Here is a 13,097-nt window from a genome sequence, read left to right on the forward strand (position 1 = left end):
GCGCACAAGAACTTTCAGGTACAGGCATGGCCCGCAAACATTTGAGACACGGTCCCGTCGACGACGTGCCGGATGACGACGCCCCCCCGGCCGCGCCGGTGGTGTGCTGGCTGTGCGGCCGCCCGACCGGCAAGACCATCGTCTGGCATCATCCCGTACCCAAGAGCCGGGGCGGGCGCGACGTCGTGCCGATGCACCCGATCTGCCAGCAGACGCTGACCGCGACCTTCACCAATTCTGAGCTTCAGCGCGCCGGGATGGATGTGGAGGCCCTGCTGATCCACCCGGCGGTGCGAAAGTTCGTCGACTGGGTCGCCAAGAAGGATCCCGACTTCACCGCCACCATCACCAAGAAGCAACGCTGACGGCCCCGGCGGCGCGCCCGCCCTTCCGGCCGGCCCCGCCCCTTCCCTGCCGACGATCGCCACATGATCGTCGGGGACGGCCATGGTCCGGGGGGTGCGCCGATGCGCCCGGTCCTTCTGCTTTCCCATTGCCCGATACATCGTTTCCACTATAGTGGAAATATGGATACGAAAAATGCGGTCGCCGGGCTTTCGGCCCTGGCACATGAGGGGCGGCTGACGGCGTTTCGCCTGCTGGTACAGGCCGGGCCGACCGGCATCGCCGCAGGCGAGATTGCCCGCCGGATGGCAATCCCCCCGAACACGCTGTCGGCCAACCTTGCCATTCTCTCGCATGCCGGACTGATCGACAGCCGGCGTGAAGGCCGGTCGGTGATCTACACGGCGCGATACGAAACCATGACCGCGTTGCTGGAATATCTGATGAAGGACTGCTGTGGCGGATCGCCCGAGATCTGTGGCTCGCTGGCCGACCTCGTCCTGAACAGCCGCTGTGATGCGCGGGCGACCGCCTGACCGCGCGTCGCCAGACGCCCGCCCCGCCCCGCCCCGCCCCCCGATCATCCGCGCGGAGACGACGGGCAGCAAAGATCTTCAACGCCCAGGACCAAGGCAAAACTCACGCATGACCGATATCATCATCTATCATAATCCGGCCTGCGGCACCTCGCGCAACACGCTGGCGATGATCCGCAACGCCGGCATCGCGCCGCACGTCGTCGAATATCTGCAAACGCCCCCGTCGCGCGCGCTGCTGCTGGAACTGATCGACCGCGCCGGGATGTCGCCCCGCGATCTGTTGCGTGAAAAAGGCACCCCCTATGCAGAACTGGGTCTGGGCGACACGACGCTGTCCGACGACGCGCTGGTGGATGCGATGATCGCGCACCCGATCCTCATCAATCGACCGCTGGTCGTCTCGCCGCTTGGCGTGAAACTGTGTCGTCCGTCGGAAGCGGTGCTCGATCTGCTGCCCGCGCCGCAACGCGACGCGTTCACCAAGGAAGATGGCGAGCAGGTCGTGGACGCGTCGGGTCGGCGCGTCGGCTGATGCTGCTGGCCGTCGCCATATTCGTCGCCACGATCACGCTCGTCATCTGGCAGCCAAGGGGACTGGGCATCGGCTGGAGCGCGGTGGGTGGTGCCGTCGTGGCGCTGCTGGCCGGCGTCGTATCGCTGTCGGACGTGCCGGTCGTGTGGGGCATCGTCTGGAACGCGACCGGTGCCTTTGTCGCGATCATCGTCATCAGCCTGCTGCTCGATGAAGCCGGCTTCTTCGAATGGGCGGCGTTGCACGTCGCCCGCTGGGGCAGAGGCAGCGGCCGCTGGCTGTTCGTCCTGATCGTGCTGCTCGGCGCGGCGGTCTCGGCGCTGTTCGCCAATGACGGGGCGGCGCTGATCCTGACGCCGGTCGTCATCGCGATGCTGCGCGCGCTGGGGTACAGGGACAGGGCGACGCTGGCGTTCGTGATGGCCGCCGGATTCATCGCCGACACCGCCAGCCTGCCGCTCGTCGTCTCCAACCTCGTCAACATCGTGTCGGCCGACGTCTTCGAACTCGGCTTTCGCCGCTATGCCAGCGTCATGATGCCCGTCGATCTCGTGTCGATCGCCGCCACGCTTGGCGTGCTGCTGCTGTTCTTCCGGCGCGATATCCCCACATCCTATGACGTGACCGCCCTTCGGCATCCGTCCGAGGCGATCCGCGATGCGGCGACCTTCCGCGCCGGCTGGATCGTGCTGGCGCTGCTGCTCGCCGGCTTCTTCCTGCTCGAACCGCTTGGCGTCCCGGTCAGTGCCGTGGCGGCGGCGGGCGCGGTCCTGTTGCTGGTGATCGCCGGGCGTGGCCAGGTCATCCACACCGGCAGGATCCTGCGCGGTGCGCCGTGGCAGGTCGTGATCTTCTCGCTCGGCATGTACCTGGTCGTCTACGGCCTGCGAAACGCCGGCCTGACCGATCATCTGGCGGCCTTGCTCGACCGGACCGCCCAGGGCGGCGTCTGGGGCGCCGCGTTCGGCACCGGCATCATCGCGGCAATGCTGTCGTCGGTGATGAACAACATGCCGACCGTCCTCGTCGGTGCGCTGTCGATCGACGCCACCCACGCGAGCGGCGCGATCAGGGACGCGATGATCTACGCCAATGTCATCGGTTGTGACCTTGGCCCCAAACTGACGCCGATCGGGTCGCTGGCGACGCTGCTGTGGCTTCACGTCCTTGGCCAGAAGGGTATCCGGATCGGCTGGGGCTATTACTTCAGGGTGGGCGTGACCCTGACCGTGCCGATTCTCCTCATCACCCTGGCGGCGCTGGCGCTGCGGATCGGATCCGCCTGATGCCCCTGCGCGACGTTTCCAACCCCGACCACCTTCCGGCGCTCGATCGCCGCCATGCGCTTGCGCGGCCCGCTTCCGGCCTTGGCGTGGGCGATCCGCCACCGCGTATCCTGCTGCTTTACGGCAACCTGCGCGAACGCTCCTATTCGCGCCTGTGCGTCGAGGAGGCCGCGCGCCTCCTGCGCTTCTTCGGCTGCGAGACGCGCATCTTCGATCCGTCGACCCTGCCGCTGCCGGATCAGGTCGCGGGTGACGATCACCCGGCCGTTCATGAACTGCGCGCGCTGTCGCTGTGGTCGGAGGGGCAGGTGTGGTGCAGTCCCGAGCGGCATGGCCAGATCACCGGCATCATGAAGTTGCAGGTCGATCACCTGCCGCTGGCCATGGGCGGCATGCGCCCGACCCAGGGTCGCAAGCTTGCCGTCATGCAGGTCTCGGCCGGATCGCAGTCGTTCAACAGCGTCAACACGCTGCGCGTCCTGGGCCGCTGGATGCGGATGGTGACGATCCCGAACCAGTCGAGCGTGGCCAAGGCGTTCAACGAGTTCGACGATGCCGGTCGCATGAAGCCGTCGGGCTATTACGACCGTATCGTCGACGTGATGGAGGAACTGGTGCGCTTTACGGTCCTGCTGCGTCCGCACGCCGCGCAACTGGTCGATCGCTATTCCGAACGCAGGGAATCGGGTGCCACGACCGATCCGGCCACCGATCTTTCGGTGATAGCCTTGCGAAAAGGAACCTGACGCAAAGACCGTGCTGGTGCGTCAGGGGGAGACATAGGACGTCGTCGTGATCCGGTGCGCCGGTTGTGCGACCCCGCCCGGAAGATAGACCGGCCCCGGCTCTTTCAGGCTCGCGACCAGGCGATAGCGTCCCGGACCGGCGACACCCGTCTTCACCATTCCGGCGGCATCCGTCTTCAGGACGGCGTCGGGCCGCGCAGCGATATGCGGGGTCTTCAAACTGGCAAATTCAGGGTCGCCGCCGACCGGAGTCCGCTCCCCCGGCGCGGACGCGTGGCGGCAGAAAATTGAGCGCGAGAAACGCGATCCCGGCACCGGCCATGACGGCTCCCGCCCACAGGATCGGCCCGAAGATCCATGCCCTGGCAAGGATGGCCGGTAGCACGCTCGCAACCAGCGCAAGCCAACCGCCGTATCGCAGCACCCCGTGCTGCGCCGGATCGGGCAGACACCCGAAACGACGGCGGTGGTGCGCGTCGGTAGCAAGGCCAAGCAGTCCGAAGGCGACGGCCGCCAGCAGCAGTGACAGGATGGTCATTCGGCAGGCTCCAGCAGGACCGGCTGCGCGACCGCGCGGGATCGCCCCGCGCGAACTCGCACCGTTGGACGATGGCGGGCAATGCGGCGGGCCAGCAGGACAAAGCCGGCACCGAACCCGGCCATCGTCGCATCAATGCCCGCGATCATCCCGTCACCGACCGCCAGCGACGCGAACAATCCCCTGTCCGTCGCCACCACATCATACACCGGCAGTGCGGCAAGCAGCACGCCGGTTGCCGCGAACAGCGCAACCCACATCCGCGCCGGCCTCAGGGTGAACGCCATCACCGCGGCGACCGCCCAGACGATGAACAGCGTGTGCATCTCCCAGTCCGCCCGCCTGCCGAGCGTTACCGGCAGCAGGCGGTTGGCCCAGAAGAAGCCTGCGATCGCCAGCGGAAAACCGCCGATGACCGCGACGTTGAGCCGTTCGACGATGCGGAACCCGACATGCGGCCGGGCCGGGTCCGGCAAACGCTCGCGACGCTTGACGGTCCAGAGCACGAGGCCACTCGCGACCATCAGCGTGCCGGCGATCCCGAACAGGAAATACAGCCAGCGCCCGCCGGTGCCGGCAAACCGGCCGGCGTGCAGGCCGATCATCGCGCCGGCGGTTTCCGCCGCCGCACCGGGTGGCGGAGACCGCCACACCAGCCGCCCGGATACGCCGTCATAGGTCAGGCGCGGGGTCCGCGACGACAGCATCGAACCGGCGCTCTGGCTGACCGACACGCGCGCGGCGGCATCGCCGGGATTGCTGACCTCGATGAAGCTGGCCGGTGCGCCCAGCCTGCGCTCGGCGTCGGCCGCGATACGCCGCAGGTCGATCAGCGGTGCTGCACGCCCCGTCCGCTCGACCACCGCGGCGGTGGGAAACAGGATCGCCGACACGCTGCTGTCATCGGTATAGTTCGCGACGACCGCCCACGGCATCAGCAGCGCCATCAACGTGACCAGCCCGGTATAGGTCATCATCAGATGGAACGGCAGCGCCAGCACCGCCGTCGCATTATGGCCGTCGAGCCACGATCGCTGCCCCTTTTCCCGGCGCAGCGTGAAGAAGTCCCTGAAGATCTTCTTGTGGGTGATGACCCCGCTGATGATCGCAACCAGCATCATCATGGTCGCGAAACCGACCAACCACCGCGCCCAGAGAACCGGCATGTAGTGAAGATCGAAGTGGAACCGGTAGAAGAATTCACCGCCGCGCGTGTCGCGGGCCTGCGCGACCCGTCCGTCAGCACCGATCAGCGCCTGCGTATCGCCGCGTCCACCCCGGCGGCCCCGCCTTTTCTCTTCGCCGGGCCTTGGCTGCGGCACCCAGAACACTTGGGTACCGGACGATCGTTCGGTCGCGACCGGAATGAACCAGCTCGCGGCGTCGGGCGCTTTCCCGGCGAGGAATCCCTGCGCCCCCGCAAGCACGCGCATCGGCTGCTCGACCCGCGCAATCTCGGGACGCATCCAGCGATTGAGACCCTCGCGCCAGAACGCGATCGTGCCAGCGACGAATACGAGGAACAGGATCCACCCAAGCAGCAGCCCGGACCAAGTGTGCAGGAACGCCTGGGACTGGCGGAGGCCCCTGCTCATACGCGCCCCGTCGCCGCGATCGACGTCCAGGTGATGACCGCCGCGACGCCGCCGGCCAAGGCCAGCGTCCAGAGCGCGCGCCAGCCGCTACGCGCGGCGAAGGCCCATATCGCCGCGACGGCGCACAGGGCCAGCGCGATCAGCGCACCGGTAACGCTCGCCTCGGCACGGTCGCCCGGCAGCAGACGGGCGATCGCCATCGCCCACAGGCTTGCCGCCGCATAGCCAAGCGGCACGGCGGCGACGACCCGCAGCGCGATGTCGCCGCGACGCGCCCAGCGCGCGCGGGCATGAGCGTCGCCGGCCGTCACTGGAAACTGTACCGGAGCGTGGCGAACGCGGTTCGCGGGCTGCCGTAGTAATTGCCCCGACCGGTCGCGGCGATGCGCGCGTAATAGGTCTTGTCCAACACGTTGGCGACGTTGACCGAGACGCCCAGGCGCTCGCTCAGTTTATATCCCGCGCGCAGGTCGAGCACCGCATAGCTCGGCTGGCGCACGATCGTCGACCGGGTGCGCAGCGTGCCGTCGGCGTTGAACACCGCCGCGTTGCCGCCATAGGTCGCGCTGAACCACGTCACGCTGCCGCCGAGGCTCGCCCCCGCCAGCGGTCCGTCGACCGGCGCATAGTTCGTGAATGCCTTTATCATGTGTTCCGGCACGATCGGTACCAGCGGTAGGCCCTCGAACGCGGCGGTCTGATCCTCCAGATATCTGGTCCTGGTATAGGTGTAGCCACCGTTGACACGCCAGCCGGGCAGGATTTCGCCGGTCGCCTCGGCCTCGACCCCGCGCGAGCGGACCTTGCCCGTCTGGAGCACGACGGTCTGGATGTCGGGATCGTTGAACAGCCGGTTGGTCTGCGTGATCTGGTACACCGCCGCTGACAGGAGCAGGCGATCGTCCATCAGCGACAACTTCGTCCCCGCCTCATACTGCGCGCCGATCAGCGGTTCGATCTGCTGCCCGTCGGGCCGCGCCCGACCGACCGGAGCGGCCTGCGGCGTGAAGCTGTCGGCATAGCTGGCATAGAGATTCAACTGCGGCGTCACGTCCCACACGATGCCGGCATAGGGCGTGAACCGGTTGTCGATGCCATAGCGCGTCGCCGCCGGCAGGATTCCACTTGGCGTCAGCAGCGTGGCCGTCGTCGTATCCCACCACGTCATGCGGCCGCCGCCGACCAGTGTCAGGCCGGCCACGGGACTGAGCCGCATCTGGCCATAGATGCCGTATTGCTCGACGTCGGTCGCGGAACCGCCATAGACCTGCAACACGCAGTTGGCGGGCGCGGGCGTGATCGCGGTGCTGGTGGCGGGACAGGTCGCCCCACTGCCCTGCACCGGATAATAGGGCAACGCGCCATACGGGTTCAGCGGCGGCTCGACCGGCGATACCGGGTTGTAGACGTCGATCCGGGCATAGTTGGACAGCCGCGTGAAATAGGACGTACCCGAACTCGCCTGATAATCGGTGCCGAGGATCAGCGTCTGATCGCGGCCGAACAGCGGAAAACTGCCGATCCCGTTGACGTCGAACGAGCGCGTCCGCTGCCGGCTGTCGCCGCGATAGGCGATGTGGCTGGTCGAGCCGTTGGTCGCAGTCACCGGCTGGTTGCCGATATAGCTGTAGATGTCGACGCGATCGACGTCGGTGACCAGCCCCGTCGCGCGCAGTGTCCAGCGATCGCTGACCTTGTGCGCCAGTTCGACGAACCCGGTCCAGGTTTCGGCGTTGAAGCGGTTCCAGTCGGCACCAAGGTAGGTCGACCGACTGACATCGAGGAGCCGTCCGTCGCTGCCGTCCAGACCGCCGATGATGCCGGGCAGACCCGACTGGATCGCCGGGCGGAAGCGATCATAGTTGCCGCCAAGCGTCAGCGTGGTGCGATCGCCGATTTCCAGCGACCCGACGGCAAACGCCCCGATCCGGTTGCGGTGCGCGGTGTCGAAGAACTGATCCTGATCTTGCGCCATCGCGCCGACGCGCAGGCCCGCCTTCGGACCGATCGGCGTCGACACATCCAGCTCGAACCGCGCATTGTCATAGGAGCCGTATCCGGCGCTGGCCTGCACCCTGAAGGTATCGAGCGGTCGCTTTCGCACCATATTGATGCTGCCGGCCGGATTGCCCGATCCGCTGAACAGGCCGGCGGGACCGCGCAGAACCTCCAGCCGATCGTAGAAGAACAGGTCCGGCACGGTGGCGGGAAAGTTGAACGCCAGGCTCGGCACGCCATCAATCAGATAGTTGGTGATCGCGAACCCGCGCGAGAAGAACGACGGATCCTCGCTGCCGACGCCATTGACGGTGATGCCGTTGGTCGCGGTCAGCGCATCCTCCAGCGTGAACAGGTTCTGCGCCTCGATCTGCTCGCGGTCGATGACCGTGACCGTGTTTGGCGTGTCCTTCAGCGGGGTGACGGTCTTGCCGACCTCGCGACCGTAACTTTTCCCGATGACGAGGATCTCGTCCGATTTCTGCGTGTCGCCGGCGCTGGTTTCGGATGCCGGGATTTTCGGATCCTCCGCCCTTGCCGCAGACGCTGCCGCCAGCACCGCACCAGCCAGGACTATACTCGACACATTCATGGTGAACCCCCGTTGCTGCGGGCGATCTAGATCAATCGCTTTTGCGAGTCACTATCATTTATTGTATTCTTCATCCGGCCGACGCGACGGCCGTTCGACGACCGCGATGTCGGGCGGCCACCTTGCCCGTCATGGATGACGACGACCCGCCGGTGATGGCCGGGGACGATCGGCTGCAATCCGCAGTGCAATTGTCGCTCTGCGGGCACGGCTTTGCTCACCCGGAAATCCCGACCAGCCGGCGACATCGTCCTTGGACAAGACATGCCTTGTCATACTACCCCCGTCTCGATGGATCGCGACGGACAGAACGTGGTCGATCGGCGATGTCCATCGTGCCGGTGGTCGCCGGCGGCATCACGGTTCACCTGATTCCGTAACGTCGCCGTGTCGTTCACCCCTTCCCGCCGATGCATGAAAGGGCGAACGACCAGTCCCCCGCCGACCCCGGAACGAACATGCGCCGGATGGTGTCGGATGGCATTGACATCGGTTCGTTGAGTTATATGATAAATGCAAGATTGCAGGGAAAAGCCTGCGTCACTTAAGGGAGAGTGTGATGGGGAAGGCGAAGCTTGTCTGTGCTGTATCCGCCGGGGCGTTGGCCGTCATGTTGGCATTGCCGGCCGCGGCACAGACCACGACCGGGGCGGGATCGAACGATACCGCCTCGCCCGCCCGCGCATCCGCTGCACCGGACGCCGCCGCGCTCGATCAGCAGACGCCGCAATCCGAACCATCAACCGACGCACCGACCGAAGACATCGTCGTCACAGGGTTCCGGCGCAGCCTGAGCGCGGCGATCGACCTGAAGCGGGATGCGATCGGCTTTCGCGATTCGATCGTCGCTGAAGACATCGGCAAGTTTCCGGAAGCCAACGTCGCGGATTCGCTTCAGCGTATTCCAGGCGTGATCCTGTCCCGCGACGGCGGATCCAACGAAGGTCAGCGGATCAGCATCCGCGGGCTGGGATCCGAGTTCACCGTCACGACGATCAACGGCGCGCCCGCACGAACCACATCGACCAACAACGTCGGCAGTTCGACCCGCGACTTCAATTACGATGTCTTTCCATCCGAATTGTTCGGGCGCGTCGACGTCTACAAATCGCCGCTCGCCAATCTCGAAGAAGGCGGCATCGGTGGCGTCATCGACCTGCAGACACCCCGGCCTTTCGACAACAAGAGCCGGGTGATCCGCTATTCGGCTCAGGCGAACTACAATACCCAGTCCAAGGAATGGCGGCCGCGCGGGTCGTTGCTCCTCAGCGACACCTGGGGCAATTTCGGCGCGCTGTTCGGTGTCGCCTTTTCGCAGAACGTCAACGAGCGGTCGGGATTCCAGTCGACCGGCGGCGGCACCAGCGGCTATAATTCGTCCGCGCTGGGTCGCCGACCGCTGGTCGCGGCCCCCGGTGCCGGGCCATTGCCGAACACCAGCGGCCCCTTCCAGTTCGACCTCGACCTGAACAACCCGCTGGCCCGGTTCGGCAACCTGACACGCGATCAGATCGCCAACGGCTATCTCCCCCGCTTCTACCGCATCTACGCATCGAACACCGATCGCGAGCGGCTCGGCTTCGTCGGTTCGCTGCAATATAAGAGCGACCGGTTCGAGGCGAGCATCGACGGCATCGCGTCGGACCTGACCGATACGACCGACGAATACACGTTCGGCGTGCCGGTCCGCAACACACGCACGGTGGCCGGCACCACCAGCGCGCCGGGAACGGGCACCAATTCGGGCCTGATCCCGCTCGACGTTCGCCTGGACGACTATAACAACCTGTACGGCACGTTCGGCAATTCGAGCATCCTGACCGAAAGCTTCTATCGCGACAGCAAGACGACGTTCCGCTACGGTATCGCCCGCGCCGTCTATGATGTCACCGACACGTTGAAGGTATCGGCCCAGGCCAACTACAGCGAAAGCAAGGCCGTTTATTCCGAAAACCGGATAATCGCGAATATCTTCGGAATCACGACGACGTTCGACCCGACTGTCAACGTGACCTACCCGACGATCAGTTCGCCGGTCGATTTCACCAATCCCGCGAATTACCGGTCCCCGTCGCTAGGTTTCGCGATCAACGACGAGCTTGATCGTGAAAAGACGGCGCGGGCGGTGATCGACTGGAAGCCGGTGGACGGCGACGACCAGATGCTGTCGCTCAAGCTGGGCGGCAGCTATGTCTCGACGCTGAAACGCGTCCAGCGTCAGGACGGCAGCAGCATCGCCGCCACCCGCGCGCTGCCGCAGGGCGGCACGTTTGCGAACAATCCGACCGGCGTGTTTGCCAATATGGATCCGTATATCCAGTTCGGCGCGCTGTCGAACGGCGGCAATGCCGGGTACCCATCGCAATTCGCGACATTCTCGCGCGACTTCGTGATGGGAACGCTTGATGCGAACAGCGCGAACCGGGCGGCGACACCGGCGCTCAACCAGGCATTTACCGCCGAGGAGGTCGTGAAGGCGGCATTCTTCGAAACCAGCTTCATGATCCCGATCGCGGGGCGACCGCTGCGCATGAACTGGGGCGTGCGCTTCCTCGACACCAAGACGCTCATCGACAATTTCCGGAGTGGGACGGGCGGCACATTCGTTCCGCAGCAACGCGAGGGCGGTTACCAGAACTTTCTGCCGTCGGTCAGCCTCACCTATGACGTAACGCCGCAATTGCTGCTGCGCGGGTCGACGGGGCAGACGATCACGCGCGGATCGCTGGCATCCATCGCGGCCGGTACGCGCGTTCCGAACATCTTCAACCCCGCCGTCACGGTCGGCAATCCCGACCTTAGGCCGCAACAGGCGACGACCTATGACGCGGCGCTCGAATGGTATTTCGCGCCGGGCGCGCTGCTCAGCGTCGGCGGTTTCGTCAAGAACATCACCGACCGTCCCTTCTCGGTCGTCGAACAGGTGCCGTTCGGGACACTTGGCCTGCCGTCAAACCTGTTCAGCTGTCCGTCGCTGGGTGGCGGTGCCTGCCCGCCGGCACTTGGCGGCAACACCATCGATCCCAATTTCCTGTTCAACCGTACGATCACGATCAACCAGGATCGCCTGAAGCTGAAGGGGCTGGAGTTCGCCTATCAGCAGAACTTCACCTTCCTGCCGCAACCCTTCGACGGACTGGGCGTGACCAGCAGCCTCACCCTGATCGACCAGCAGGGCAACGACTTCGTGCTGACGAATGGCGATCGGATCGAGCTTCAGGGGGTGCCCAAATATGCCTACAGCATCACTGGCTTCTACGAAAAAGGCCCCGTCTCCATTCGCGGTTCGTACAATTACCGCGGCAAGACCGGCCAGAACTCTCAGAATACCGGCAACAACCAGGTGCCGTATCTCAACGCGCAGGGGTATCTCGATGGGACGGTCAGCTACCGCATCAGCGACATGATCGAATTGCGGGTCGACGCGCTCAACATCACCAATCAGAACAGCTATCTGTTCTACACCGACCCGACCCAGGCGAGCGGCAATGGCGAGAGCCGGCGCGACAATTCGTTCTTCAACGGCACGACGATATCGTTCGGCGTCCGCGGCAAGTTCTGAAACGCCCCCAATGCCCGGCCCCCGGGCCGGGCATCTGCCCATCGAGGAGGACACTGATGCCGCCCGTCGCCACGCCCACCATTCCCGCTGCGGCCGCACGCGCCGGACGCTACCGGTGGGTGGTCTGCGGCCTTCTGTTCGCCGCAACCGCCATCAATTACATCGACCGGCAGATGATCGGCGTGCTGAAGCCGGTGATACAGGCCGATCTCGGCTGGACCGAGGGGCAATATGCCGACATCGTGTTCTGGTTCCAGGCGGCCTATGCCATCGGCTTCCTGTGCATGGGCCGCTTCATTGATGCAGCGGGCGCGCGGATCGGCTATGCGGTCGCCTTCTCGTTCTGGACGATCGCGCATGTCGCGCATGGCTTCGTCAGCACCGTCGTGCAGTTCGCCGCCGTCCGCTTTGCCCTGGGCCTGGGCGAATCCGGCAACTTCCCCTCGGGCCTCAAGGCGGTGACCGAATGGTTCCCGCAGCGCGAACGGGCGCTGGCGGTCGGGATCTTCAATGCCGGGGCCAATGTCGGCGCGATCCTGACGCCGATGATCGTCCCGGCCATTGCGCTCGCCTGGGGCTGGCAGATGGCCTTCATCGCCACCGGCGTGTTCAGCATCGTCTGGCTGGTCGCGTGGCTCGCACTGTATCGCCGCCCGGAGGAGCACACCCGCGTATCGGCAGCGGAACTGGCGCTGATCCGCAGCGATCCGGTCCAGCCCACCGGGCACCTGCCCTGGACGCGGCTGTTCACGATGCGCCAGACATGGGCTTATGCGATCCCGAAGTTCCTGACCGACCCGATCTGGTGGATGTTCCTGTTCTGGTTGCCCGATTTTCTCGGCAAACGGTATGGCCTGGACCTCAAGAGCTTCGGCCCGCCGCTGATCGTGATCTACCTGATGTCCGATGTCGGCAGCGTCATCGGCGGCTGGGCCTCGTCGCGGCTGATCCGCGCGGGTCGCTCTCCAAACGTCGCGCGCAAGCTGACGATGCTGGCCTGCGCGCTGGTCGTGTTGCCCATCGTCACGGTGCAATATGTCGACAGCCTGTGGACGGCGGTGTTGCTGATCGGCCTTGCGACCGCGGGGCATCAGGCTTTTTCGGCCAACCTTCTCACCCTGCCCTCGGACCTGTTCCCACGCACGGCGGTCGGGTCGGTCGTCGGCATCGGTGGTGCCGCAGGAGCGATCGGCGGCATGCTGATCGCCAAGTTCGTCGGCTATGTGCTCGGCCTGTCGAACAGCTACGCCCCGATCTTCGCGGTCGCGGGCACCGCCTACATCGTCGCGCTCATCGCCCTTCATCTCGTCAGTCCGCGGCTGTCGCCCGCGCAGCTGCCCCTTGAGGATCCCACGTCATGAAAC

At 65.5% G+C, this 13,097-nt stretch carries 13 protein-coding genes; 8 read left to right on the forward strand and 5 right to left on the reverse strand.

Annotated features, from left to right (window positions below; translation table 11 throughout):
* The first annotated feature begins 26 nt into the window (after positions 1-26).
* The 5 genes from ASE75_RS03570 (at position 27) to arsH (ending at position 3,448) form a co-directional block, all read left to right on the forward strand.
* Entirely contained in the window at positions 27-365 is a 339-nt protein-coding gene (locus ASE75_RS03570; RefSeq protein ID WP_055928773.1) for a hypothetical protein, read from the forward strand.
* Between the two features lie 162 nt (positions 366-527).
* The gene (locus ASE75_RS03575; RefSeq protein ID WP_055928777.1) at positions 528-881 is read left to right on the forward strand and encodes an ArsR/SmtB family transcription factor; all 354 of its coding nucleotides are present in this window, start codon (positions 528-530) and stop codon (positions 879-881) included.
* Between the two features lie 109 nt (positions 882-990).
* Positions 991-1,416, forward strand: a complete 426-nt coding sequence (gene arsC, locus ASE75_RS03580) for an arsenate reductase (glutaredoxin) (protein ID WP_055928780.1) — start codon at positions 991-993, stop codon at positions 1,414-1,416.
* Positions 1,416-2,702 (forward strand): arsenic transporter, encoded by a 1,287-nt coding sequence (locus ASE75_RS03585; RefSeq protein WP_055928783.1) that lies wholly within the window; start codon positions 1,416-1,418, stop codon positions 2,700-2,702. The genes arsC and ASE75_RS03585 overlap by 1 nt, the downstream gene beginning before the upstream one ends.
* A complete protein-coding gene (arsH, locus tag ASE75_RS03590) occupies positions 2,702-3,448 on the forward strand; it encodes an arsenical resistance protein ArsH (protein ID WP_055928785.1) in 747 nt (248 codons plus the stop codon). Before ASE75_RS03585 ends, arsH begins: the two co-directional genes overlap by 1 nt.
* Positions 3,449-3,469: 21 nt before the next feature.
* Here arsH and ASE75_RS03595 read toward each other — a convergent pair whose 3' ends face one another.
* The 5 genes from ASE75_RS03595 to ASE75_RS03615 are packed head-to-tail and all read right to left on the reverse strand — an operon-like array spanning position 3,470 to position 8,165.
* Positions 3,470-3,667 carry a hypothetical protein gene (locus ASE75_RS03595; RefSeq protein ID WP_055928788.1) on the reverse strand — a complete coding sequence of 66 codons (198 nt, stop codon included), beginning with the start codon at positions 3,665-3,667 and terminating at the stop codon, positions 3,470-3,472.
* 10 nt (positions 3,668-3,677) lie between these two features.
* On the reverse strand, positions 3,678-3,986 hold the full coding sequence (locus tag ASE75_RS03600; RefSeq protein WP_055928792.1) for a DUF3325 domain-containing protein: 309 nt from the start codon (positions 3,984-3,986) through the stop codon (positions 3,678-3,680).
* The gene (locus ASE75_RS03605) at positions 3,983-5,581 is read right to left on the reverse strand and encodes a PepSY-associated TM helix domain-containing protein (protein WP_055928795.1); all 1,599 of its coding nucleotides are present in this window, start codon (positions 5,579-5,581) and stop codon (positions 3,983-3,985) included. The genes ASE75_RS03600 and ASE75_RS03605 overlap by 4 nt, the downstream gene beginning before the upstream one ends.
* Positions 5,578-5,892: a hypothetical protein gene (locus ASE75_RS03610; RefSeq protein ID WP_055928798.1), complete on the reverse strand. Its 315-nt coding sequence runs from the start codon at positions 5,890-5,892 to the stop codon at positions 5,578-5,580. The genes ASE75_RS03605 and ASE75_RS03610 overlap by 4 nt, the downstream gene beginning before the upstream one ends.
* A complete protein-coding gene (locus ASE75_RS03615) occupies positions 5,889-8,165 on the reverse strand; it encodes a TonB-dependent siderophore receptor (protein ID WP_443025285.1) in 2,277 nt (758 codons plus the stop codon). Before ASE75_RS03615 ends, ASE75_RS03610 begins: the two co-directional genes overlap by 4 nt.
* Positions 8,166-8,302: 137 nt before the next feature.
* On the opposite strand from ASE75_RS03615, the gene ASE75_RS15335 reads away from it, so the two are divergent.
* The 3 genes from ASE75_RS15335 (at position 8,303) to ASE75_RS03625 (ending at position 13,094) form a co-directional block, all read left to right on the forward strand.
* Positions 8,303-8,551, forward strand: a complete 249-nt coding sequence (locus tag ASE75_RS15335; RefSeq protein WP_156340093.1) for a hypothetical protein — start codon at positions 8,303-8,305, stop codon at positions 8,549-8,551.
* Positions 8,552-8,781: 230 nt separating this feature from the next.
* Positions 8,782-11,733: a TonB-dependent receptor gene (locus ASE75_RS03620; protein WP_055929435.1), complete on the forward strand. Its 2,952-nt coding sequence runs from the start codon at positions 8,782-8,784 to the stop codon at positions 11,731-11,733.
* 56 nt (positions 11,734-11,789) lie between these two features.
* Complete coding sequence (locus ASE75_RS03625; protein WP_055928804.1) at positions 11,790-13,094, forward strand: MFS transporter; 1,305 nt, start codon at positions 11,790-11,792, stop codon at positions 13,092-13,094.
* Positions 13,095-13,097: the final 3 nt, after the last annotated feature.

It is taken from the genome of Sphingomonas sp. Leaf17, assembly GCF_001421505.1.
Lineage (GTDB): Bacteria > Pseudomonadota > Alphaproteobacteria > Sphingomonadales > Sphingomonadaceae > Sphingomonas.